The organism is Halomonas sp. SCS19 (assembly GCF_040147015.1).
GTDB lineage: Bacteria > Pseudomonadota > Gammaproteobacteria > Pseudomonadales > Halomonadaceae > Halomonas > Halomonas litopenaei.
Genome location: NZ_JAMSHN010000001.1, coordinates 134496 through 157050, shown reverse-complemented (window position 1 = coordinate 157050; position 22555 = coordinate 134496). Strand labels below are relative to the sequence as shown.

Genomic DNA, 22555 nt, shown 5'->3' with positions numbered 1-22555 from the left:
CGAGAGATCTTCATGTTCGTCGATTCCCACTGCCATCTCGATCGCCTTTCTCCTGATACCCATGGCGGCGATCTGTCGCGGGCCCTGGACGCCGCCCGCGAGCGCGGCGTCCAGCAGTTCCTGGCCATCAGCGTGACCCTCGACGGCGTGCCCGAACTGGCCGCAATTCGCCAGGCCCACGACGACGTGGTGATCTCCGCCGGGGTGCATCCGCTGCATCAGGTGGAGCACGAACCCGGCGTTGCCGAGATTGTCGCCTGCGCCAAGGAGCATGGTGCCGTGGCCATCGGCGAATCGGGACTGGACTATCATTACGACAGTGTTCCCGCCGAGGTGCAGCACGAGCGTTTCGCTCGCCATCTGCAGGCTGCCACCGAACTGTCGCTGCCGATCGTGGTGCATACCCGGGAAGCGAGGGAGGACACGCTCTCGCTGATTCGTCAGTACAGCGATCCCGAGGTCGGCGGGGTGCTGCACTGCTTCACCGAGGACCTCGAGATGGCGCGGGATGCGGTGCGCCTGGGCTTTTATATCTCCTTGTCGGGGATCGTCACCTTTCGCACCGCCGAGTCGCTGCGCGAGGTGGCAAGAAAAGTACCGCTGGATCGTCTGCTGATCGAGACCGACAGCCCCTATCTGGCGCCGGTGCCGCACCGTGGCAAGCCCAACGAGCCGGCCTGGGTGGTCGACGTGGCCCAATGCATTGCCGACGAGCGGGGAATCAGCGTGGAAGAGGTGGCGATGCAGACCACCGCCAACTTCTACCGGCTGTTTCCCAAGGCCCAGCCTGCCGCCCCGGAGGACCTCAAGCAGGCCCTTCGCGACGCGGGCTTTGTGGACCAGGGCTAAGCGGGCGTTGTGGACCAGGGCGAAGCAGGCTTTGTTGTGAACAGGGCCCATGGCCCCGGTCGGCACGGGCACCGGTCTGTTGGCCGGGCCTTGAGCGATAACTCGACGAGGTAGCCTCCATGCAACTCGATCACATCCTGAACGGCATCGCCGAGCTTGGTGAGCGTCCGCCCTTGTCTGACTGGCAGCCCGAACCGAGCGGCGAGATGGACCTGGTGATCGCCCGGGACGGGCGCTGGATCCACGAAGGCAGTCCGATCCAGCGTCCTGAGCTGGTGCGCCTGTTCGCGCGCATCCTGCGACGGGAGGACGACGGCCACCACTACCTGGTCACGCCTATCGAAAAGTGGCGGATCAGCGTCGAGGACACCGCATTCGTGGTACTGGAGGCCGAGCAGGCAGACGCTCGGCTGGAAGGCCAGTCAAAAGACCAGCCAGAAGACCACGTAGACAAGCGCTGGTGGCTGACCACCAACGTCGGCGAGCGTATCGCCCTGGGGCAGCAGCATCGACTATCGCTGTCGACGACACCGGCGGGCGAGGAGGTGCCCCAGGTGTGCCTGCCCTACGGCGTGAGTGCTCGACTCGGGCGTAACGTCTTCTACCGTCTGGTCGAGCAGGCCGAAGCGTGCACCGAGCGCGGCGAGCTGGGGCTTACCAGCGACGGCGTGTGGCAGCCGCTGGGACGCCTGGAGGGTGACGCGCACTGATGGCTTCACCTGCATTGGAGCGGCTCGCGCTGACGCCCGAACAACGCTGCGTTGTCGCCCACCCGGCAGGCCACGCCAGGGTCGCGGCGGTGGCCGGAGCGGGCAAGACCACCACCCTGGTGGCCAGGGTGCTGCACCTGCTGTCCCACGGAGTCAGCGCCCGGCGCATGATGGTGCTGATGTTCAACCGCGCCGCCCGGGAAGACTTTCAGCGCCGTCTGGTGGCCATGGCCGAACCCGGCATGGAACTGCCGGAGGTGCGTACCTTTCACTCTCTCGGACATCGTCTGAGTCAGAGCCTGACCCGCTGGGGCGCGCTGCCACGGCGCGAACTGCTGACCGCAGACTGGCAGCAGGAGCGACTGCTGCGCCAGGCGACCCTGGAGGCGTTGGCCCAGGTCGACGAGGATCGCGACGCCGCGCTCGAGCCCGATCGCATCGAGGAACTCGCCCACTTCTGTTCGCTGGTCAAGGCCGAGGTGATCGACCCCCAGTTGCTGTATGAGCGGCTCGAGCTTGGCGAGGGGACTCGCCACTTCGTCGTCGCCCACCAGTGTCTCGAGACATTGCTGGCCGATCACGGCGTGATGACCTATTCGGATCTGCTGTATCGACCGCTGCTGGCACTCGAAGGTGATCCCGCGCTGCGCCAGCGGGTTCAGGGCTTCCTCGACCATGTGATCATCGACGAGTATCAGGACATCAATGCCGCCCAGCAGCGGTTGTTGGCGGTGCTGGCCGGCGACCAGGCTTCGGTGATGGCGGTGGGTGACGCCAACCAGTGCATCTATGAATGGCGCGGTGCCCACCCGGAGGCCATGCTCGAGAACTTTACCCGGATCTTCGGTGCCGCCACCGACTACCCCTTGTCGACCACCTTTCGCCATGGTCACGCCTTGGCGCTGGCCGCCAATCATGCCATCGCCGGCAACCCGCGTCGCCCGGACCAGCTATGCCTGGCGGCGCCCACCAATCCGCGTACCGAGCTCAAGGTGGCACGGGGCGCCAGTGCCTTCCTCGATGGACTCAAGCGCTGGGTGGAAGCCGGCCGTCGTCTCGACGAAGCCTGTCTGCTGGTACGTAGCTGGACCCTGTCGGTGCCGATGCAGCTGGCGCTGTTGCGCGAAGGCATTCCCTTTCGCCTGGCCCGGGAGGATCGCTTCGTCTTTCGCCTGCCGCTGGTAGAGGCTCTGGCCGGCTATCTATCGCTGGCGCTGTCGCCCGAGCAGCTGCGCGACCCCGGCGCGCTGATGCCGATGTTTGCCCAGCCGACCTGCTTTGTACCACGTGAAGTGCTCGCTGGCCTGGTGCAGCGCCTGGCCGACACCCAGACCTGGCCAGGGCCGGGCGATGCGCTGCTGGCGCGACTGAAGCCGCACCAGAAGCGCACCCTCAAGCGTCGCTGGCAACTGCTGTGCGAGCTGCCGAAGCTTGCCCATCTTTCCGCCGACGCGCTGCTCGAGCACGTGGTCGAGGAGGTCGAGGCGGAAAAGGTACTCAAGCGCGCCGCCTCCCGCCGCGACAAGGGCGAGGAGGACGTGCGCCTGCTCGACGTCCTGATCGAGCAGGCTCGGGAGGTCGGCGACATCGCCACCTTCATCGAGCTGCTGCGACGCCCGGTGCAGAACCGCGACGAAGGGGTGTTGATCAATACGGTTCATGGCGCCAAGGGCCTGGAGTGGCCGCTGGTGATGGTGGGGGCGGTCAATGAAGAGGACTTTCCCCACTACAGTCGTGACAACCCCCTGTCCCCCGAGCGTCTCGAGGAAGAGCGCAGGCTCTACTATGTGGCCATCACCCGGGCCATCGAACGCCTGGTCATCCTCCACGATGGCGGCGATCATCGTCCCAGCCGCTTTATCCAGGAGAGCGCCTGCCGCGACGCCAGCGCCGTGGCCAGGGCGCTGTACCGATGCGCTGACGGAGCCGACCCCGAGGAGGTGAGCGTCGCCGAGCCGGCACTGGTGGGGCGCTATCTGAATGCCCTGGGGCAGCCGCTGCCGATCAAGGCGCTTGAGCGAGCGCCAGGCAATGGCCATTACCAGGTGGGTGAGCGCATTCGCCACGGCGTCTTCGGTGACGGTGAGGTCTCCTTGGTGGAAGGCGACCCCGCCAATCCGGTCATCGAGGTGCGCTTCGATCGTGCCGGCAAGCGCCGCCTGATCGCCCATCGCGCCCCGATCGAGCGGCTGTCGAGCGCCTGATCAGGGCGCGGGCCACTTGTCGAGACGCGCGAAAGCGCTTCGATACGATAAGGCTCCGAAGCGATAAAGCCTTGCGCCACCAGACAGTGTTCTGACATGAGAAGGAGTTCGTCATGACCCATCCCTTGATCGACGCCGATAGCCTGCGACACGCGCTAGACGGCGACACCCCGCCGCTGGTGCTGGACTGCCGCGTGCGCTTGAACGACCCCGAGGCCGGGGCGGCGCTGTGGCGTCAGGCGCATGTCCCTGGCAGTCTGCACCTGGATCTGGACCGTGACCTGTCCGGGCCCAGGGACGCTGGCTCCGGGGCAGGCGGACGACACCCCTTGCCGAGCCACGCCGACTTCACCGCGACCCTTCAGCGACTGGGCGTCGCGCCTGAGCGCGAGGTGGTGGTGCTCGATGATGCCGGCGGCCAGCTGGCGGCGGCGCGGGCCTGGTGGATGCTGAGCGAGTGGGCCGGCCACCCGCGGGTGCGCCTGCTCGACGGTGGCCTCGCCGCCTGGGAGAGCATCAATGGCGACTGGGAGGTGGGGGAGGGTGCGCCTCCTGCGCCGTCGCAGTGGACACCCGAATTCGACGACAGTCGTTTCGTCGTCCTCGAGGAGATGGCGTCGACTGCGGCGCTGAAGGTGGACGCCCGGGCCGGTGAGCGCTATCGCGGCGAGGTCGAGCCGATGGACCCCCGAGCCGGGCATATCCCTGGTGCGGTCAATCGCCCCTGTAGCCTCAATCTCGACGACAATGGACGCTTCAAGTCGCCGGAGGCTTTAGCAAGAGAACTGCCCCAGAAGTCGCAGCAGGATCCTGGCGTGATTGCCTACTGCGGCTCCGGCGTTACCGCCTGCCATGACATTCTCGCCTATCGCCTGGCGGGTCTGCCGGCCCCGCGGCTCTATGTCGGCTCCTGGAGCGAGTGGAGCGGCGATCCCGCACGCCCGGCCGAGACCGGCCCCGCCACCGCTTCCTGACGCCACTGCTGACGGCGCCGCCTTGTGGCGCCTACAGCGGTCCTTCAGCGTCAACACCATCAACGAGCACGGCCCCGTCATCAGGTGACGGGGCCGTGCTCGTTGGACTATCAGCATGGCGCTGAATCATCAGTACCTGGTCGAGGTGGGGCCTGGCTCTCCTGCGCAGCCGGGCCCTGTCGATTCATCGTCTAGCGGCCTGCCTCGCTGGCGCCTGTCTGGCCAGAGTCTGGGTGAGCGGCTGGGTGGGCGGCGTGGTGGCGGCCCTCCAGACGGCTCAGCAGCATGGCATTGGCGGTATTGCCCATCACGTTCAGAGAGGTGCGGAAACCATCGGTGAAGCGGTCCACCCCGGCGACCACGGCGACGCCCTCCAGCGGCAGCCCTGCAGCCGACAGCACGGTGCTCATGGCCACCAGGCCAGCGCCCGGCACGCCAGCGGTGGAGAAGGATACCAGCAGGCCGGTGGTAAAGATGGTGGCGGCCAGGGTCAGGGTCACCTCGACGCCGAACAGCTGCGCCACGAAGAGCGCATTGAAGCCCTGGAGCACGGCGGCGCCGTCACGTTTAAGGGCGGTCCCGAAGGGCAGGGCGAAGGCGCTGAGCTGGTGTGGCGCACCGTAGGCCCGGGCATTGTTGAGGGCGATCGGCAGGGTGGCGTTGGAGCTGGCGGTGCCAAGGGCAAAGCTCAGGGCCTCGCCGAAGTGGCGCAGGTAGGCCAGGGGCCGGGCACCTGTGATCGCCAGCAGGGCCAGATAGAACACCGCCATGGCGCCGATGGCCGCCAGCAGGCCGATCACGTATAGGCCGAGCTTCAACAGCAGGTCGAACCCCTGGGTGGCCACCACCGAGGCGATCAGCGCGAACACTCCGATGGGCGCAAGCTTGAGTACCATCGACAGGATCTTGAGGGTCACGTCGTAGCCGCTCTGCAGCAGCGAGACCAGCGGCCGGCTCTGTTCCGGTAGCTGGCGGGCGGCCACGCCGACCAGGGCGGCGGCCAGGATGATCTGCAGCAGGTTGGCCTCGGCCAGCGCCTCAAAGGGGTTTTTCGGTACCAGGCCCACCAGCCACTGGGCCAGCGGGGTCGGGTCGCGGGCCTCGACGCCGGCGGCCTGAGCGCTGTCCACGCCGAGGCCCGGGGTCAGCCAGGCGGCCATGCCCATGCCGATGGCCAGGGCCACCGCGCTGGTCAGCACATAGAGCATCAGCAGCTTGCCGGCGTAGCGCCCGACGCTTTCGCTGCGATCGACCTGGGTAAAGCTCAGTACCAGAGCGCAGAACACCAGAGGCACCACGATAAACTGCAGAAGGCGCAGAAATACCTGACCCAGCGGGGTCAGCAGTTGGGTATCCAGGACTCCCGCCCACTGGGGCAGGAACAGATTGACGGCGCCGCCGGCCAGGATCCCGAGGATCAGGGCCAGCAGTATTTGACGGGTGTGGGCCATGGTATCTCCCTGTAGCGGCCTCGATGACGGCTGCCCTGTCGCTGTCCCTGGCCCTGGCCTGGAGTTCGGCCGGATAGGCCGATGACAAGGCGGGTGTTCGGCAGGGGGGGGCGATCGATAAGGGGGCACACTATTAGGGCTCGGCGATGTCTTGGCAAGAAGCCCAATAGACCGATTTGTTATGACGTTAAGTGTATGCCCTGCAATAAAAAAACGGACGGGGCTGGGCCCGTCCGCTGAGGGTGTTGGCTAACGGGCGTGTCAACGCCCTGGGTCATGGTTGGGGCGCGTTCGGCAGCGACGCGGCCCGCCCGCGATCACATATTGGGATAGTTGGGACCACCGCCGCCTTCCGGGGCGACCCAGGTGATGTTCTGGGCGGGGTCCTTGATGTCACAGGTCTTGCAGTGGACACAGTTCTGGAAGTTGATCTGGAAACGCGGCTGGCCATCGTCACCCTCGACCACTTCGTAGACCCCGGCGGGGCAGTAGCGCTGAGCGGGCTCGGCGTACTCCGGCAGGTTCTTGTGGATCGGAATTTCCGAATCCTCGAGCTTGAGGTGGCAGGGCTGGTCTTCCTCGTGATTGGTGTTGGACAGGAACACCGAGGAGGGCTTGTCGAAGGACAGCTTGCCGTCGGGCTTGGGGTAGTCGATCTTCTCGAACTCGCTGGCGGGCTTGAGCGCCGCATGGTCCGGGGTGGTGTCGTGGACCCTGGGCAACTTGCCTCCGAGCAACTGATCGACGAAGTTGTAGGCGCCACCGCCCACGGTGCCGTACTTGTGGATCGCGGGACCGAAGCTGGCGGTCTGCTCGAGCTCCTTGTAGGCCCAGCTGTCCTGCCACCTGGCCTCGAACGCCTTGAGTTCGTCGCCGCCCTCGTTGCCGTCCTTGAGCGACTCGAACACGCTTTCTGCCGCCACCAGACCGGACTTCATGGCGGTGTGGATGCCCTTGATCTTGGCGAAGTTGAGGGTGCCGGCGTCACAGCCGATCAGCAGCCCGCCGGGGAAGGTCATCTTCGGCAGGCAGTTGAGGCCGCCCTTGGCGATGGCACGGGCCCCGTAGGCCACCCGCTTGCCGCCTTCCAGGTAGCGCTTGAGCACCGGGTGGTGCTTCATCCGCTGGAACTCGTCGAACGGCGACAGGTAGGGGTTCTGGTAGGCCAGGTCCATGATCAGGCCGACCACCACCTGCTGGTTCTCGGCGTGGTAGAGAAACCAGCCGCCGTGGGTGTTCTTGTCCAGCGGCCAGCCGGAGCCGTGCAGCACCAGCCCTGGCTCGTGCTGTTCCGCCGGTACGTCCCACAATTCCTTGAGACCGATGCCGTAGTGCTGGGGATCCTTGCCCTCGTCCAGGCGGAATTCGCGGATCAGGCGCTTGCCGATGTGGCCACGGGCGCCCTCGGCGAACAGGGTGTATTTCGCACGAAGCTCCATGCCCGGTGCGTAGCCGCCTTTCTCGCTGCCGTCGGCGGCCACGCCCATGTCGCCGGTCAGGATGCCGTGTACCACGCCGTCCTCGACGATGGCGTCCTGGGCGGCGAAGCCCGGGAAGATCTCGACGCCCAGGGACTCTGCCTGTTCGGCCAGCCAGCGGCACAGGTTGCCGGCGCTGATCACATAGCGGGTGATGTCGCCACCGGTGTTGTGCATGCTCTTGGGCACCAGCGCGTTGGGCAGCTTCTGGGCCTTCTCGGCGTCCTTGAGCAGGTAAAGCTCGTCACGCACCGCCGGGGTGGTCAGCGGGGCGCCACGCTCCTCCCAGTCGGGGAACAGCTCGAATAGCGCGCGGGGCTCGAGCACCGCTCCGGACAGAATATGGGCGCCCACCTCGGAGCCCTTCTCGACCACGCAGACGGTCAGCTCCTGCTCGGCCTCGTTGGCCTGCTGCATCAGTCGGCAGGCGGCGGCCAGTCCAGACGGACCGGCGCCGACGATGACCACATCGAACTCCATGGTGTCGCGTTCTACTTGTTCTGCCATCGGGTGCTTTCCTCCTCGGCGTGACGTCGGGGTGCCACCAACGTCGTACAGATTTTAAACGGTCGTTTGCTTCACGGTGTGTCCCATGATAGGCATAATAGCGTCGTCGGGTCATCCTTACGATGGTCGACCCTCCCCAATGGTCGACTCGGCATGCGGGGATTGTTGCCAAGGCCCGGCCTGTGGCACATTGAAGGTACGCACCGAGCCCCTATCAAACGCTTGCATGAAACGCATAAGGGCATAGCGAAAAGTTCTCAATCGTGGTGTCCTCTCGGGACACGCGATGCGTAAATCGATGCGGTGCCCGTCACCGCCAACGTGTTGATGGTTCCTTCCTTACATTCAAGGTTCCCCAGATGAACCAAGCGAGGACAACATGAAAGTACTCGTCGCGGTCAAACGCGTCATCGACTACAACGTCAAGATCCGGGTCAAGCCGGATGGCAGCGACGTTGACTTGACCAACGTCAAGATGGCCATGAATCCCTTCTGCGAAATCGCCGTGGAAGAGGCGGTGCGCTTGAAGGAGAAGGGCGTGGCGACCGAGGTGGTGGCGGTGACCGTGGGGCCGAAGGCGGCGCAGGAACAGCTGCGCACGGCCCTGGCGCTGGGGGCCGATCGCGCCATCCACGTCGAGAGCGACGAGCGCGTTGAATCGCTGGGCGCAGCCAAGGCACTGGCCAAGGTGGTCGAGAAGGAAGCGCCGCAGCTGGTCATCCTCGGCAAGCAGGCGATCGACTCCGACAACAACCAGACCGGTCAGATGCTGGCCGCGCTGACCGGCATGGCCCAGGGCACCTTCGCCTCCGAGGTGGAAGTCGAAGGCGAGACCCTCAAGGTCATCCGCGAGATCGATGGCGGACTGCAGACGGTGTCGCTGAAGCTGCCGGCGGTGGTCACTACCGACCTGCGCCTGAACGAGCCGCGCTACGCCAAGCTGCCGGACATCATGAAGGCCAAGAAGAAGCCGATGGACGTGATGACCCCGGCCGATCTGGGCGTCGAGGTGGCCAGCCGTCTCAAGCTGGTCAAGGTCGAGCCGCCGGCCGAGCGCCAGGGTGGCGTCAAGGTGGGCTCGGTGGACGAGCTGGTGGACAAACTGAAGAATGAAGCGAAGGTGATTTCATGAGCATTCTGGTTCTGGCAGAACACCACGACGGCCAGCTGGCCGACGCCACCGCCCACGTGGTGGCCGCCGCCCAGGCTATCGGTGGTGATATCGACGTGCTGGTCGCCGGTCAGGACGTGGCCGCCGTGGCCGAGGCCGCAGCCAAGCTGGATGGTGTCAGCAAGGTGCGTGTCGCCGACAGCGAGACCTTCGCTCACCTGCTGGCCGAGCCCACCGCCGACCTGCTGGTGGCCCTGGCCGACGACTACAGCCATGTGCTGGCGGCCGCCTCCACCACCGGCAAGAACGTGCTGCCGCGCCTGGCGGCACTGAAGGATGTGGCCCAGATCTCCGAGATCATCGCGGTGGAGAGCGCCGACACCTTCAAGCGTCCGATCTACGCCGGCAACGCCATCGCCACCGTCCAGAGCGAGGACGCGCTCAAGGTCATCACTGTGCGTTCCACCGCCTTCGACGCCGTCGGCCAGGGTGGCTCCGCTGCCATCGAACCGGTCGAGGCGAGCATCGACAACAGCCTGTCGAGCTTTGTCGGTGAAGAGCTGGCCAAGAGCGATCGTCCCGAGCTGGGGGCTGCCCGCGTGGTCATCTCCGGTGGTCGCGGCATGGGCAGCGGCGAGAACTTCAAGATCCTCGACAACATCGCCGACAAGCTGGGCGCTGCCATCGGTGCGTCCCGTGCGGCGGTGGATGCCGGCTTCGTGCCCAACGACATGCAGGTCGGCCAGACCGGCAAGATCGTGGCGCCGGACCTGTACATCGCCGTGGGCATCTCCGGTGCCATCCAGCACCTGGCCGGGATGAAGGACTCCAAGGTCATCGTCGCCATCAACAAGGACGAGGAGGCGCCGATCTTCCAGGTCGCCGACTATGGCCTGGTGGCCGATCTGTTCGAGGCCATTCCGGAGCTCGACAGCAAGCTCTGAGTGCAAGATGTAGAAACGGTGTGCCGGCTAGGCCGGCAACGCTGACAAACGCCGTGGCGGCCAACGCCACGGCGTTTTTATTGGTGGGTGTCTGGCATCGATGTGCATGGCCGCCAACCCCTCGCCAGGCGTGCCGATCCGCTGTCGGACAGGGGCGTCGATGCCCTTGCCCGAGAGGTGTTGACAGCGATGAACTCGGGGTAGAGGCACCTTGCTCGCATTGATAACAATTCGTGTTTCGGGTACTGTCGTGGCATTTGACGCGGCGCCCCAAGGCGGCGCGAGAGCAGGTCGGAGGCCTTGGAATGGCGAACAAGCAGATCAACGGGCGGCCCTTCGCCGGGCCATCACAGGCTAGCCCCAGCGATGTGGTGACGGCTGGCGCAGCGGCAAGGAACAGCCTGCTGGGTGTCTCCTGTGCGCTGGCGCTGGCGCTGGCGCTGGGGCACAGCGGGGTAGCCCAGGCACAGAACACGGCGGACAATCTCGGCGACGAGGCCCTGGCGGCACAGACCACCCAGGCCGAGCTGCAGGCGCGGATCGACCAGGCCGACGACGAGGTGCGTCAGCGTATCGAGGCGCTGCGCCAGGCCGAGCAGGAGGCCCAGCGGCTTCAGTCCTACAACCAGGCGCTGGCCCCCCAGCTCGAGCAGCTCAAGGCGACCCTCGAGCAGCGCAGTCAGGGCATGGCGACCATGGCCGAGACCCGCGACGCCCTGCCGGGACTGTTGAACGACATGACCCGCCGCCTCGACGCCTGGGTCGATCAGGACGTGCCATTCCTCCATGGCGAGCGCAAGGCCCGGGTGGCGTCGCTCGAGGCCTCCCTGGGCAACCCCGAGCTGACCGCAGCCGAGAAGCTCGAGCGGGTGCTGGCGGCCTGGCGTGCCGAGCTCGACTATGGGCGCGATCTCGATGCCTGGCGCGGCACCCTGGAAGAGGGAGATCAGACCCGCGAGGTCGACTTCCTGCGTCTGGGACGCGTGGGCTGGTACTACCTGACCCCGGATGGCCAGAACGGTGGCGTATGGAACGACGGAGGCTGGCAGTCGCTGTCCGCTGCCGAGCGCGACCAGGTGGAGAAGGGCCTGCAGATCGTGCGTGACCAGCGTGCACCGGAACTGCTGACGCTGCCGCTGACCCAACCGATCGAGGAGCGTTCCTGATGGTGTCTTTGACGGATTTCCCGGTGTCGCTGAACCGGCACAACTCGATGGGCAAGGGCCTCGCCCGCAGGCTGGTGCTGGGTGCCGCCGTGACCGCGCTGCTGGCCGCCGCTGCGCCTGCCGCCATGGCCCAGCAGCACAGCGATAGCGACAGCGTACTGTCGAGCTTCAAGCTGGAGCGAGAGGCCGCCGAGGCGCGTGATCAGGCGAGGTTGGCCGAGCTGGTGGAGGACAGTGACGCGCTGTCCGCCGCGCTCGAGGAGGCCGAGGCCCGTCGTGACGCCGCCCGGGAAGAGCGTGAGCGGCTGGAGGCCGAGATGGCCGAGGCGCGTCAGGCGCTGGACGAGATCGGTGCCCAGCGTGACGCCGAGGGCGGCGACCTCAACGCGGTGTTCAGCGCGGTGGCCGGCACCAGCGGTGAACTGAGAGACGATCTCGGCCAGAGCCTGCTGACCCTGGGCGCCGACGTCGATTTGCCGCCGCGGCTGGACGACGATGCCATCCTGACCGTCGCCCAGATCGAGACCCTGGCCGACAGCCTGATGGGGCTGACCGCAGAGACCGGACTGGTGCGTCGATTCGAGGCGCCGGTGGCCGCAGGCAGCGGTGAGGTCGCCCCACGTCAGGTGACCCGTGTGGGTGACCTGATGGCCTTTGGCGGTGGCCAGTTGCTCGAGCGGGTCGGCGAAGAAGGGCGGCTCTCCGCCCTCGAGCACACCCCGGAGCGCGTCGGCGCTGTGCTCGACGCTTATCAGTCAGGCGATGGCCAGCTGCTGCCGGTGGATCCCGTTGACGGACGGGTGATCGAGGCGCTGTCGCGCCAGCCCACGCTGCTCGAGCGTTTCCATCAGGGCGGTGCGGTCGGCTATGTGGTGGTCGCCCTGGGCGCCCTGGGCCTGTTGATCGCCCTTGGCCAGTATCTGTACCTGCTGCGGGTCAGCATGACCACCCGTCGCCAGCTCGCCAACATGGATGAGCTGTCCAATGACAACCCCCTGGGCCGGGTGCTCCAGCGCTTCCATGCCTTCGGTGCCGGCCATGCCCCCGAAGCCCTGGAGGCACGTCTGGACGAGTCGATGCTGGCCGAGCAGCCGCGTCTCGAGCGCGGCCAGGCACTGGTCAAGATGCTCGCTGCGGTGGCGCCGCTGCTGGGCCTTCTAGGCACGGTGACCGGCATGATCGTGACCTTCCAGTCGATCACGGTGTTCGGCACCGGCGACCCCCAGTTGATGGCCGGCGGTATCAGTCAGGCGCTGGTGACCACGGTGCTGGGCCTGATCACCGCGGTACCGCTGCTGTTCGCCCATACCGCCATGTCGTCACGCTCGCGCGCCCTGATCGGCACCATGGAAGGCCGCGCCAGCGCCGTGCTGGCCGACCGTCTGGAAGCCGATCGCAAGGCCCTGCAGCCGGCCACCGACGCTAAGCAAGGAAGCAGGCGCCATGCCGATGCACCCCTGGCTTGATCCCCTCGTCCGGCTGATCGACGCCGGCGGGCCGGTGCTGGTGGTGATCGCCGTGGTGGCCATGCTGCTGTTCTCGGTGGGGCTCGAGCGCTGGTGGTTCTTTCGCTTCCACTATCGCCCGGCCCGGGCCGAACTGATGCGCCGCTGGGTCGAGAGGCCCGACCACCAGAGCTGGAGTGCCCGCACCCTGCGCGAGGTCTGGGTGACGGAGCTGATCAGGCGCCTGCGTGGCCCCTTGCCCTGGTTGAAGCTCTTGGTGGTGATCTGCCCGCTGCTCGGGCTGCTCGGCACCGTGACCGGCATGATCACGGTATTCGACAGTCTGTCCATGGCCGACAGCAACCAGGCCCGCGCCATGGCCGACGGCGTTGCCCGGGCCACCTTGCCGACCCTGACCGGGATGGCGGTGTCGGTGGTGGGGCTTCTGTTCATTACACGGCTCGAACATATCATTCGGCGCGAGGATCAGCGGCTGCACGACCGCCTTGCCCGCGCCGCGGAGGATGCACATGCGTAGACGTCGACTGTCCGCCGGCGCCGAAGAGGCCAGCGAGGTCAACCTGACCCCGATGCTGGACGTGGTCTTCATCATGCTGATCTTCTTCATCGTGACCACCAGTTTCATCAAGGAGAGCGGGGTGGAGATCGAGCGCCCCGAGTCCAGCGCCGCCTCTTCCCGTCCCGACGTCCAGGTGCTGGTGGCGATCACGCCGGAAGGCGCCTTGTGGGTGGACGGTGAGCCGGTGGACATCCATCGCGTCGGCACCACCGTCGCCGGCATGCTCTCCGAGGATGGTTCGGTGGTGATCCAGGCCGATCGCAACGCCGCTACCGGGGTGCTGATCGAGACCATGGACCGGCTGCGCGACGCCGGTGTCGACAAGGTTGCCGTCGCCGCCGAAAGGAGCTCCGACGCATGAGGCGAGTGGTCTCTCTGGCGGCGGGTAGCCTGCTGACCCTGGTACTGTTCGCCCTGCTGGCGCTGCTGGTGGTGCCACCGGAGGCCGAGCCTGAGCTGCGCGAGGAAATCACCCTGAGCCTGGCCGAGGCGGTGGCGCCCCAGGCCGAGGCCCCGGCGGAGGCCTCCGCTGCTTCGGCATCGGCGCCGCCACCTCCACCACCGGTGGCCGCCGCGCCGCCGCCGCCGAGCCCGGCCCAGACCGCTGTCAGCGAGATCCAGCTGCCGGACCCCGAGGTGGTACCGCCGCCACGAGAGCCCAAGGCACTGGACAGCGCCTTGCCGGAGTTGACCGAGACGCCGCCAGAACCTGAACCTGAGCCCGAACCCGAGCCCAGGCCCGAACCGAAACCCCGGCCGGAGCCGACGCCGCAGCCTGAGCCCGCACCGCAGCCCGAGCCCGCACCACAGCCAACGCCAGCGCCCAGCGTGGCCACCAATGCGACCAGCAACACGGGCAGCGCCAGCGCGGCGGGGGCCGGCGCCGCCGCGCCTGCCTCCAACGAGCCGGTGGACGTGGGCACCTCGGCCCGGGCCACGCGCAAGGTGCCGCCGGAGTACCCGCGCCGGGCCCAGCGTCGTGGGCTCGAGGGCTATGTGGTGATGCAATTTATCATCCGCGCCGACGGCAGCGTCGATCGCGGCAGCATTCAGGTACTCGAGGCCAGCCCCCGCCGGGTATTCGAGGACGCTGCGCGTCAGGCCATCGCCGGCTGGCGCTTCGAGGCGGCGTCAGGGCTTCGTCGAGCGCGCCAACGTCTTGAGTTCCAGTTGAGATAAGCGAGACACCAAAGGGGGCGATCGCCATGGCAGTAGTGTTGAAGACCACCCCGCTGGGGCGCAATCTGCAAGGCGCCGGCGTCGCCCTGGCGCTGGGCCTGGTCGCAGGACTGGCCGGCACGCTGGCGAGTCCTGCGGCAAGCGCCGCGCCGACCCTGGCCGGTGGCATCATCGCCGACCTGAAAGGGCTAGAGCAGCGCCTGGCCGATGACCCGGCAGGGGTCGAGGCCAAGGCCGAGAGCCAGGCCGAGCGGCTCGCCGGTGGCAACGCCTCGGACCGCTGGGCCAGGGCGCTGTACCTGCAGCTTGCCGCCGGCGCGGCGTCGGCCCAGAACCGGCCAGAGGAAGCCGCCGATCACCTGGCCAGCGCCCGCCGGATCGATGGGGTCGAGCAGGCCCAGCGGGATCGCTGGCTGCGCCAGGAGATCGAGCAGCGCATCCAGGCGCAGCAACGTCAGCAGGCGAGAACGCTGCTGGAAGACTGGCTATCGCGCCACGAGGATGCCGAGGCGCTATGGACCCTGGCCGAGCTGGCGGCCGCCGATGAGGACTGGGAGGCCGCCGCCGACGGGGTCGAACGGGCCAAGGCGGCGGACCCGCAGCCGAGCCAGGCGCGGCTCGATTTCGCCGGTGGCGTGATGCACAAGAGCGGTCGTCTCGATCAGGCCCTGGCGGCCCTGGAGGCGCGGCTTGCCGCCGATCCGGCCGATGCCGATGCCTGGCGCCGGGCCGCGGCCATGGCCCAGCGTCTGGGTGATCCGGTCCGGGCCGCGGCACTGTGGGAGGCCGGCTGGCGTCAGGGCGCCCTGTCCGGCAACGATGACCTTGAGCGTCGTATCGAGCTCCACCTGGCCGCCGGGACTCCCGCCCGCGCCGCCGAGCTGCTCGAACGGGCGCTGGTGGACGGCGTCCTCGAAGACAGCGAGCAGCGTCGCCGCTTGCTGGCCGAGGCCTGGTTTCAGGCACGTGACCATGACCAGGCGCTGGACGCCTGGCAGTCTCTTGCCGAGCGTTCCGACGCCGGCGCAGACTGGCTTCGGTTGGGACAGATTGCCGCAGGCTGGGGCCGCGAACAGACCGCGCGCGAGGCATTGAACCGCGCACTCGCCAAGGGCGAGGCCGAGGCGCAAACCTGGCTGGGGGCGCTGTCTGCGGGCTCGCAGACGGGGCAGGGCGCGGCCGCTGAACCTGGCTCCGGCGCCACGGATTCACCTCGACCCTCCGATGAAGGCGCTGGCTGAGGCGGCTCGCTGCCTTGTGGCAAAAATGACCCTCAGCGTAGAATTCGCCCCATGAAGAATTCCAGAAGCCTCATATTGCTGGTCATCGTTCCCGCGGTGGCCGTGGTGCTGCTCGGGGCGGCCATCTTTGGCTCCCAGGCGATGTCCGACAGCCGTCTGGACGATGACGCGCGCGCCGCCCTGGCGGCGTCACTTCAGACCTCGGCACCGATCGAGCTCGCCAACTTGCAGGAGGTGCGCTACGGCTATGGCGTGTGCGGCTCCTATCGGCTGGCATCGGACGAAGGCTTTGCCTCCTTCTATCTTGATACCCAGAGCGGCGAGGTGGAGCTGGACGTCAACTCCCGTCGTTTCAATACCCACTGTGGCCTGTCGGCGCTGTGCTGATGGTTTCCATCGACGGTGACCGGTGTTGGTTGGCGTTTGACGACTGAGCCACCTTCGTCGACACAGGCTCGTGCCGGCACTTTCTCAAGGAGACGTTTTCATGCGCATGTTCAAGGGCACCCTGGTTGCCGGACTGCTGTCGCTGCTCGCGGCTACCCCGGTACTTGCCGCCGAGCTAGAGATCAGCGACGCCAGGCTGCGCATGCTGCCCGGCGACCGCCCTGGTGCCGGTTACTTCAAGCTCTACAATGCGGGCGACGAGCCGGCAGCGGTGGTCGGAGCAGAGGCCGACGCCTACGCCTCGGTGGAGCTGCACATGAGCATGGAGAAAGACGGCATGGCCATGATGCACGGCGTCGAGCGCTTCGAAGTGCCCCCCGGCGAGACCCGCGAGTTCGCCCCCCAGGGTTATCACCTGATGTTCATGAAGCCGCAACAGTCGCTGAACGTTGGCGATGAAGTCGAGGTCCGCCTGATCCTCGAAGGGGACGAGCGCGTCGAGACGACCTTCGAGGTGGTCTCGCCGGCGGCGCTGTAACGACGGTCTTGAGACAGCTTAGACAGCTGAGACAGCTGAGACAGCTGAGACAGTTAGCTCGGCAAAGTGATGTCGAGAGAACGGTGTCGGGAGCAGGGGCTGCAAAGTAGAGCCGAGATAACGGCCCATGAAATGAAAGCTACGAGGTTGGCAATGCGACAGGGCAGGACCGGCGGCAATGGCAAGGTGAAGAGAAGGGGAGCTGGTGCGAGCCAGGCAGTCGCCAAGGCTGGTGCGGCACTGCTGCTGACGGCTGCGCTTTTTGCCCTTGCCGGCTGCGAGGACGTCAACTGGCGTGGCACCGACATCTCCGACGCCATGCCGGCGCTGGACTTCGAGCTGATCGACGAGAACGGCCAGCAGGTCGATGAGGGTGACTACGCCGGCAAGACGACCCTGGTCTACTTCGGCTTCACCCACTGCCCGGACGTCTGTCCCACCGCGCTGGCGCGCTTGTCAGCGGCGATTCGTGAACTCGACGAGCCGACTAGAGACGCCGTCCGGGTGCTGTTCGTCTCGGTGGATCCCGAGCGCGACAGCCCCGAGGTGCTCGACGCCTATACCGAAGCCTTTGGGCCGCGCTTTATCGGCCTGACCGGCGACAAGGCGGCCCTCGACGCGGTCACCAACCGCTACCGCGTCAGCTATCGTCTAGGCGAACCCGAGGCCGACGGCAGCTACGACGTCGATCATTCCAGCGCCATCTTCGCCTTCGATTCTGGCGGCGACGCCCGTCTGTTGATGCGTGACACCGACCCGGTGGACTCCATCGCCGCAGACATCCGAAGGCTGGTGGAGAAGGGGTAGAGGTCCCCATCTTCTTGCAAAAATGCAGCTGGAAAAGCAAAGGGCCACCTGAAGTGGCCCTTTCGCGTCTCGATGGTAACGCGCCTTCACGCCTCGCTGCGTGGCAGCTTGATGCAGTCTCTGGTGCCGCGCGTGGTGTTGTGAAGTTCTAAAGATTCAGTTCGGTCCACACCGGGGCGTGGTCCGAGGGTTTTTCCATGGCGCGCAGGTCGTAGTCGATGCCGGCGTCGGTGACGCGCTCGGACAGCGATGCCGTGGTCAGGATATGGTCGATGCGAAGGCCCCGCTTGGGTTCGCGATCGAAGCCCTTCGAGCGATAGTCGAACCAGCTGAAGCGATCGTCCACCTCGGGGTAGAGGCGGCGATAGCTGTCCTCGAGGCCCCAGGCCTTGATGCCATCCAGCCATTCGCGCTCGATCGGCTGAAAGCTGGTCTTGCCTTCGCGCAGCCAGCGCTTGCGGCTGGCCTCGCCGATGCCGATATCGATGTCGGCGGGCGAGATGTTGAAGTCGCCCATCACGGCCAGGCGTTCGCTGGGGGAGTGGTCCTCGTCGAGCAGGCGCTGGAGCTGGGCGTAGAAGGCGCGCTTGTGGGGAAACTTGGTCGGGTGCTCGATGTTCTCGCCCTGGGGGAAATAGCCGTTGTAGACCCATACAGGCTCGCCGTCGGCGGCGCGCAGACGCACGCCGATCATGCGGCGCTGGGCGTCTTCACCGTCGTCAGGAAAGCCGTAGCGAACCTCTTCCGGCGCCTCGCGGGTCAGCATGGCGACGCCGTAGTGACCCTTCTGGCCATGGAAGTGCACCTGATAGCCCATGGCTTCCACCGCCTCGCGGGGGAATTCACTGTCCTGGACCTTGGTTTCCTGCAGCCCGATCAGGTCGGGCTGGTGGGAGGCGATCAGCGCCTCGAGCTGGTGCAGGCGTGCGCGGATGCCGTTGATGTTGAAGCACACCAGGCGCATTACTGCTCTCCCTTGTTGCTATCGCTGTTACTGCTGTCCGGCCCCTTGCCTTCGGGGTGAATCTCGATCGACGGGGCGGCGCGCATGCGCTCCAGCCGGCGCGCGGCCTGGGCCTTGCGCTGCTGGCGCTTCTTGGCGGAGAAGCGCCGTGACGAGGTGACCTCATCGGGATTTTCGTGGCGCCACTGCTTGTAGTCCTTGCGCCGACCGGTACGGATGGTCACCTTGTCGGCCAGGGAACGGGTCTTCTTGCGGCGTGTCATGACGCGGGGCTCCTGTATTCAATGGGCACATTCTATCAGTGCGGGGCCGCCAGGACAGCCGCCAGACACGATTCGATGCGCATCGGGCAAGCCCAAACGGCCAGACGCTGGTACAATACCCGGCTTGAGGAAACTCGAGGGGCCCTGTGCCGTTGCCTCGATGCTTTCCGCTTTCCTTCAACTTCTCTTCGAGACGGACACACAGCACAGCCTATGAGCGAGTCGGAACAGACCACCGCACCGGCCGAGAGCCGCAAGCCCAAGCGTCGTCGCCGCAAGCCGAGGCGCCGCCAGTCCAACTGGGATCTGCGCCAGTTTCAGGTGCCCGCCGTGGCGGGCAAGTGGCGGTTCCACGACTTCGATCTGCCGCTGCCGCTGATGCGCGCCATCCATGCGCTCGGGTTCGAGTACTGCACGCCGATTCAGGCCGAGGCCCTCACCCACACCCTGATGGGTGGAGACGTGGTGGGCAAGGCCCAGACCGGTACCGGCAAGACCGCCGCCTTCCTGATCTCCATGATGGCCTACTTCCTCGAGGAGGAGGTGCCGGATGGCCAGAAGCCGGGGACGCCGCGCGCACTGATCGTGGCGCCGACCCGCGAGCTTGCCTTGCAGATCGAGAAGGACGCCAAGGCCCTGGCGCGCTTCACCTCGCTCAAGGTGACTAGCGTCGTCGGTGGCATGGACTACCAGAAGCAGCGCGAGGGGCTTGCCGGCAACGTCGATATCCTGGTGGCCACTCCGGGCCGCCTTCTGGACTTCCAGCAGAAGCGAGACATCGACCTCGGTCAGGTCGAGGTGCTGGTGCTGGACGAGGCCGATCGCATGCTGTCGATGGGCTTCATTCCCGACGTCAAGCGCATCATCCGCTACACGCCGAAGACCGAAGAGCGGCAGACCTTCCTGTTCTCCGCGACCTTCACCGAGGACATCCTCAACCTGGCCAGCCAGTGGACCCATCAGCCGGCCCACGTCGAGATCGCGGTCACCGTGGATAACGCCGCCGATATCGATCAGCGGGTGTACATGGTGGGCGACGAAGACAAGCAGCGACTGCTGGTCAACCTGCTGCAGCAGGAGTCGTTCGACCGGGTGATGGTGTTCGGCAATCGCCGCGATCTGGTGCGCAAGCTGCTGGATCTGCTGAAGAAGGCCGACATCAATGTGGCCATGCTGTCCGGCGATGTGCCGCAGAACCAGCGCATCCGCACCCTGGAGCAGTTCCGCGAGGGCGAGATTCAGGTGCTGGTGGCCACCGACGTGGCCGGCCGTGGCATCCATATCGAGGACGTCAGCCACGTGATCAACTACACCCTGCCCGAGGATCCGGAGGACTACGTCCACCGCATCGGGCGCACCGGCCGTGCCGGCGCCAAGGGCGTGTCGATCAGCTTCGTGGGTGAAGAAGACGCTTTCTCGCTGCCCGAGATCGAGCGCTTCATCGGCGACAAGCTGCCCTGTGAGCATCCTCCGGAAGGGCTTCTGTAAGCCCGTCAGGCGTTTGACGCTTGTACGCAGTCAGGGCCGGCCCAGCGCCGGCCCTTTGCGTCTCTCCCCCTTGTCCTTTTTCTCAATTGTCGTGGACCCGCCATGCTAGACGACGCCCTCAAGAGCGAGATTCAAAGCGCCTATCGTCGGGTGCTGGAGGCGCTGGAGCTGACCCCGCGCTACGGCCAGCGGCTGATGATCGCCGAGATCTCCCGCACCCTGGCCGGCATCGAGACCGACGAGGATGGCAAGCGGGTGAGCGACGAGCACGTCTGCGTGCTGGAGGCGGGCACAGGTACCGGCAAGACCCTGGCCTACCTGCTGGCAGCGTTGCCGGTGGCCAAGGCGCGCGGCAAGCGCCTGGTGCTGGCCACCGCCACGGTGGCGCTGCAGGAGCAGGTGCTGCACCAGGACCTGCCGTCGCTGAAGGCCCACAGCGGACTGTCCTTCGACTTTGCCCTGGCAAAGGGGCGCGGGCGCTATGTGTGCGTGGCCAAGCTCGACGCGGCCATGGACGGCGCCGAGGAAAACCCGACCCTGTCGCTGTTCGAGCAGAGCCTGGACGCCGCCACCGGCGATGACTTCAAGGCGCTGGTGGCCGCCATGGGAGACGCCTACGGCAACGGTCGCTGGGAAGGGGATCGCGACAGCTGGGGCGAGGCCATCGACGATAGCCATTGGCGGCGACTGACGGTGGATCACCGCCAGTGCACCAATCGCCGCTGCGGGCACTTCGGTGCCTGTGCCTTCTTTCGTGCCCGGCGCGACCTGGATCAGGCCGACGTCATCGTCGCCAACCATGACCTGGTGCTGGCGGATCTGGCGCTCGGCGGCGGCCTGGTGCTGCCCGACCCTGCCGACTGTATCTACGTCTTCGACGAGGGCCACCACCTGCCGGACAAGGCGATCTCCCACTTCACCCATCGCTTCAGCGTGGGCGGCGGGCTGCGCTGGCTGAGAAACCTCAGGGGCTCGCTGACCGAGTTGAATACGGCCCTGGGCGTGCAGCCGACCCTGGCGCGACTGCTGGGCGCACTGCCCACCGCGATGGAAGCGCTGGAGCCACGCCTGGGCGAGGTGTTTGCGCTGGGCCACCAGCTGGCCGAGCGGCCCCATGGGCTCAATGACGACGAGGACGGTGCCCAGCACCGCTTCGAGATGGGGCGTGTGCCCGAGGCCCTCCGGGCCCAGGCCGAGGCGCTGGTGGTGCCCTTCGCCGAGCTCTGCCGTCTGCTCGAGTCGATGACCGACATCCTGCGCGAGAGCCTGGACCCGGAGAAGTCCACCGGCCTTGCCCGGGAGCAGGCCGAGGCCTGGCTGCCGCTGCTGGCGCTGCTGCACGGCCGGGCGCTGGAGGCCCACGCCCTGTGGCAGGCCTTTGCCGAGGGCGATCCGGCGGACGCGCCGCCGCGGGCACGCTGGCTGACCCTGGAGCGCTTCCAGGGCGAGCCCGAGCTGATCTTCTCGGCCAGTCCGGTATCCGCGGCCCATACCCTGGCGCGTTCGTTGTGGGGGCGCTGTCACGGCGCCGTGGTGACCTCGGCCACCCTGACCGCCCTGGGTCGTTTCGAGCGCCTGCAGGAGAGGGCGGGGCTGGCCAACCGCTATCGCTACCAGCGTCTGCCGAGTCCCTTCGACTATTCCCGAGCGGTGCTCAGCGTGCCCCGGGAGGCGGTGGACCCCGCCGACCGCGACGGCCACGAGCGCGCCATCGTCGACTTCGTCGAGGCACTCGACGACAAGGAAGCGGTGCTGGTGCTGTTCTCGTCCCGGGCCCAGCTGCGCGGGGTGGAGAAGGCCCTGTCGCGGGAGCGCCGAGAGCGAGTGCTGGCCCAGGACCGTCTGCCCAAGCGTGAGCTGGTCAGCCGCCATCGCCAGCGTATCGACGCCGGCGAGGGCAGCATCCTGTTCGGTCTGGCGAGCTTCGCGGAGGGCATCGACCTGCCCGGCGACTACCTGACCCATGTGGTGATCACGCGGCTGCCGTTCGCCGTGCCGGACGACCCGGTGGGAGCGACGCTGGCGGAATGGATCGAGAGCCAGGGCGGCAACCCGTTCATGCGCATCAGCGTGCCGGATGCCTCGATCAAGCTGGTCCAGGCCTGTGGTCGGTTGATTCGCAAGGAGGCCGACCGTGGCCGCATCACCTTGCTGGATCGCCGCGTGCTGACTCGCCGCTACGGCCGCGCGCTGCTCGACGCTTTGCCGCCCTTCGTGCGCGAGATCGACGGCGTAAGCCAGGCCGGCTGAGGGAAGCCGCGCCTCGCGA

The 22555-nt window shown here is 66.9% G+C and carries 21 protein-coding genes; 17 read left to right on the top strand and 4 right to left on the bottom strand.

What is annotated here, in order from left to right:
• Positions 1-12 precede the first annotated feature (12 nt).
• From NFH97_RS00615 to NFH97_RS00600, 4 genes are all read left to right on the top strand, one after another.
• Positions 13-849, top strand: coding sequence for a TatD family hydrolase (locus NFH97_RS00615; protein WP_108132686.1), 837 nt, complete (start codon positions 13-15; stop codon positions 847-849).
• A 119-nt stretch (positions 850-968) separates the two neighbouring features.
• A complete protein-coding gene (locus tag NFH97_RS00610) occupies positions 969-1559 on the top strand; it encodes a DUF1285 domain-containing protein (RefSeq protein ID WP_349624218.1) in 591 nt (196 codons plus the stop codon).
• Positions 1559-3763, top strand: a complete 2205-nt coding sequence (locus NFH97_RS00605; protein WP_349624217.1) for an ATP-dependent helicase — start codon at positions 1559-1561, stop codon at positions 3761-3763. Before NFH97_RS00610 ends, NFH97_RS00605 begins: the two co-directional genes overlap by 1 nt.
• 113 nt (positions 3764-3876) lie before the next feature.
• Positions 3877-4737, top strand: coding sequence for a sulfurtransferase (locus NFH97_RS00600; RefSeq protein WP_348827906.1), 861 nt, complete (start codon positions 3877-3879; stop codon positions 4735-4737).
• Positions 4738-4928: 191 nt separating this feature from the next.
• Here the strand turns inward: NFH97_RS00600 and NFH97_RS00595 are convergent, their stop codons facing one another.
• Together NFH97_RS00595 and NFH97_RS00590 are read right to left on the bottom strand one after the other, a co-directional pair.
• A complete protein-coding gene (locus tag NFH97_RS00595) occupies positions 4929-6188 on the bottom strand; it encodes a dicarboxylate/amino acid:cation symporter (RefSeq protein ID WP_108132690.1) in 1260 nt (419 codons plus the stop codon).
• 317 nt (positions 6189-6505) lie between these two features.
• Positions 6506-8173 (bottom strand): electron transfer flavoprotein-ubiquinone oxidoreductase, encoded by a 1668-nt coding sequence (locus NFH97_RS00590; protein ID WP_349624216.1) that lies wholly within the window; start codon positions 8171-8173, stop codon positions 6506-6508.
• Between the two features lie 379 nt (positions 8174-8552).
• On the opposite strand from NFH97_RS00590, the gene NFH97_RS00585 reads away from it, so the two are divergent.
• From NFH97_RS00585 to NFH97_RS00535, 11 genes are all read left to right on the top strand, one after another.
• Entirely contained in the window at positions 8553-9305 is a 753-nt protein-coding gene (locus tag NFH97_RS00585; protein WP_045993416.1) for an electron transfer flavoprotein subunit beta/FixA family protein, read from the top strand.
• Complete coding sequence (locus NFH97_RS00580) at positions 9302-10228, top strand: electron transfer flavoprotein subunit alpha/FixB family protein (RefSeq protein WP_045993417.1); 927 nt, start codon at positions 9302-9304, stop codon at positions 10226-10228. The genes NFH97_RS00585 and NFH97_RS00580 overlap by 4 nt, the downstream gene beginning before the upstream one ends.
• Before the next feature lie 305 nt (positions 10229-10533).
• Positions 10534-11394: a DUF3450 domain-containing protein gene (locus NFH97_RS00575; protein ID WP_349624215.1), complete on the top strand. Its 861-nt coding sequence runs from the start codon at positions 10534-10536 to the stop codon at positions 11392-11394.
• Positions 11394-12860: a MotA/TolQ/ExbB proton channel family protein gene (locus NFH97_RS00570; protein ID WP_349624214.1), complete on the top strand. Its 1467-nt coding sequence runs from the start codon at positions 11394-11396 to the stop codon at positions 12858-12860. Before NFH97_RS00575 ends, NFH97_RS00570 begins: the two co-directional genes overlap by 1 nt.
• Positions 12838-13377 (top strand): MotA/TolQ/ExbB proton channel family protein, encoded by a 540-nt coding sequence (locus NFH97_RS00565; RefSeq protein WP_045993418.1) that lies wholly within the window; start codon positions 12838-12840, stop codon positions 13375-13377. Before NFH97_RS00570 ends, NFH97_RS00565 begins: the two co-directional genes overlap by 23 nt.
• Positions 13370-13780 carry an ExbD/TolR family protein gene (locus tag NFH97_RS00560; protein WP_108132694.1) on the top strand — a complete coding sequence of 137 codons (411 nt, stop codon included), beginning with the start codon at positions 13370-13372 and terminating at the stop codon, positions 13778-13780. The genes NFH97_RS00565 and NFH97_RS00560 overlap by 8 nt, the downstream gene beginning before the upstream one ends.
• Entirely contained in the window at positions 13777-14598 is an 822-nt protein-coding gene (locus NFH97_RS00555) for an energy transducer TonB (protein ID WP_108132695.1), read from the top strand. Before NFH97_RS00560 ends, NFH97_RS00555 begins: the two co-directional genes overlap by 4 nt.
• A gap of 26 nt (positions 14599-14624) precedes the next feature.
• On the top strand, positions 14625-15839 hold the full coding sequence (locus NFH97_RS00550; protein WP_349624213.1) for a hypothetical protein: 1215 nt from the start codon (positions 14625-14627) through the stop codon (positions 15837-15839).
• A gap of 51 nt (positions 15840-15890) precedes the next feature.
• Positions 15891-16226 carry a hypothetical protein gene (locus NFH97_RS00545; protein ID WP_045993471.1) on the top strand — a complete coding sequence of 112 codons (336 nt, stop codon included), beginning with the start codon at positions 15891-15893 and terminating at the stop codon, positions 16224-16226.
• 100 nt (positions 16227-16326) lie between these two features.
• On the top strand, positions 16327-16764 hold the full coding sequence (locus tag NFH97_RS00540; protein ID WP_349624212.1) for a copper chaperone PCu(A)C: 438 nt from the start codon (positions 16327-16329) through the stop codon (positions 16762-16764).
• A 153-nt stretch (positions 16765-16917) separates the two neighbouring features.
• The gene (locus NFH97_RS00535) at positions 16918-17571 is read left to right on the top strand and encodes an SCO family protein (protein ID WP_349624211.1); all 654 of its coding nucleotides are present in this window, start codon (positions 16918-16920) and stop codon (positions 17569-17571) included.
• Between the two features lie 148 nt (positions 17572-17719).
• Here the strand turns inward: NFH97_RS00535 and xthA are convergent, their stop codons facing one another.
• Entirely contained in the window at positions 17720-18535 is an 816-nt protein-coding gene (xthA, locus tag NFH97_RS00530) for an exodeoxyribonuclease III (RefSeq protein ID WP_349624210.1), read from the bottom strand.
• A complete protein-coding gene (locus NFH97_RS00525) occupies positions 18535-18798 on the bottom strand; it encodes a hypothetical protein (RefSeq protein WP_045993474.1) in 264 nt (87 codons plus the stop codon). Before NFH97_RS00525 ends, xthA begins: the two co-directional genes overlap by 1 nt.
• Before the next feature lie 213 nt (positions 18799-19011).
• Between NFH97_RS00525 and rhlB the strand changes: the two genes are divergently transcribed.
• Positions 19012-20286, top strand: a complete 1275-nt coding sequence (gene rhlB, locus NFH97_RS00520; protein ID WP_124804378.1) for an ATP-dependent RNA helicase RhlB — start codon at positions 19012-19014, stop codon at positions 20284-20286.
• 102 nt (positions 20287-20388) lie between these two features.
• Positions 20389-22536 carry an ATP-dependent DNA helicase DinG gene (gene dinG, locus NFH97_RS00515; protein WP_045993476.1) on the top strand — a complete coding sequence of 716 codons (2148 nt, stop codon included), beginning with the start codon at positions 20389-20391 and terminating at the stop codon, positions 22534-22536.
• Positions 22537-22555 lie beyond the last annotated feature (19 nt).

Excerpts from the sequence above, each read along its gene's own strand:
- NFH97_RS00615 (WP_108132686.1), top strand. The coding sequence starts at position 13 with ATGTTCGTCGATTCCCACTGCCATCTCGATCGCCTTTCTCCTGATACC.
- NFH97_RS00610 (WP_349624218.1), top strand. The coding sequence starts at position 969 with ATGCAACTCGATCACATCCTGAACGGCATCGCCGAGCTTGGTGAGCGT.
- NFH97_RS00605 (WP_349624217.1), top strand. The coding sequence starts at position 1,559 with ATGGCTTCACCTGCATTGGAGCGGCTCGCGCTGACGCCCGAACAACGC.
- NFH97_RS00600 (WP_348827906.1), top strand. The coding sequence starts at position 3,877 with ATGACCCATCCCTTGATCGACGCCGATAGCCTGCGACACGCGCTAGAC.
- NFH97_RS00595 (WP_108132690.1), bottom strand. The coding sequence starts at position 6,188 with ATGGCCCACACCCGTCAAATACTGCTGGCCCTGATCCTCGGGATCCTG.
- NFH97_RS00590 (WP_349624216.1), bottom strand. The coding sequence starts at position 8,173 with ATGGCAGAACAAGTAGAACGCGACACCATGGAGTTCGATGTGGTCATC.
- NFH97_RS00585 (WP_045993416.1), top strand. The coding sequence starts at position 8,553 with ATGAAAGTACTCGTCGCGGTCAAACGCGTCATCGACTACAACGTCAAG.
- NFH97_RS00580 (WP_045993417.1), top strand. The coding sequence starts at position 9,302 with ATGAGCATTCTGGTTCTGGCAGAACACCACGACGGCCAGCTGGCCGAC.
- NFH97_RS00575 (WP_349624215.1), top strand. The coding sequence starts at position 10,534 with ATGGCGAACAAGCAGATCAACGGGCGGCCCTTCGCCGGGCCATCACAG.
- NFH97_RS00570 (WP_349624214.1), top strand. The coding sequence starts at position 11,394 with ATGGTGTCTTTGACGGATTTCCCGGTGTCGCTGAACCGGCACAACTCG.
- NFH97_RS00565 (WP_045993418.1), top strand. The coding sequence starts at position 12,838 with ATGCCGATGCACCCCTGGCTTGATCCCCTCGTCCGGCTGATCGACGCC.
- NFH97_RS00560 (WP_108132694.1), top strand. The coding sequence starts at position 13,370 with ATGCGTAGACGTCGACTGTCCGCCGGCGCCGAAGAGGCCAGCGAGGTC.
- NFH97_RS00555 (WP_108132695.1), top strand. The coding sequence starts at position 13,777 with ATGAGGCGAGTGGTCTCTCTGGCGGCGGGTAGCCTGCTGACCCTGGTA.
- NFH97_RS00550 (WP_349624213.1), top strand. The coding sequence starts at position 14,625 with ATGGCAGTAGTGTTGAAGACCACCCCGCTGGGGCGCAATCTGCAAGGC.
- NFH97_RS00545 (WP_045993471.1), top strand. The coding sequence starts at position 15,891 with ATGAAGAATTCCAGAAGCCTCATATTGCTGGTCATCGTTCCCGCGGTG.
- NFH97_RS00540 (WP_349624212.1), top strand. The coding sequence starts at position 16,327 with ATGCGCATGTTCAAGGGCACCCTGGTTGCCGGACTGCTGTCGCTGCTC.
- NFH97_RS00535 (WP_349624211.1), top strand. The coding sequence starts at position 16,918 with ATGCGACAGGGCAGGACCGGCGGCAATGGCAAGGTGAAGAGAAGGGGA.
- xthA (WP_349624210.1), bottom strand. The coding sequence starts at position 18,535 with ATGCGCCTGGTGTGCTTCAACATCAACGGCATCCGCGCACGCCTGCAC.
- NFH97_RS00525 (WP_045993474.1), bottom strand. The coding sequence starts at position 18,798 with ATGACACGCCGCAAGAAGACCCGTTCCCTGGCCGACAAGGTGACCATC.
- rhlB (WP_124804378.1), top strand. The coding sequence starts at position 19,012 with ATGAGCGAGTCGGAACAGACCACCGCACCGGCCGAGAGCCGCAAGCCC.
- dinG (WP_045993476.1), top strand. The coding sequence starts at position 20,389 with ATGCTAGACGACGCCCTCAAGAGCGAGATTCAAAGCGCCTATCGTCGG.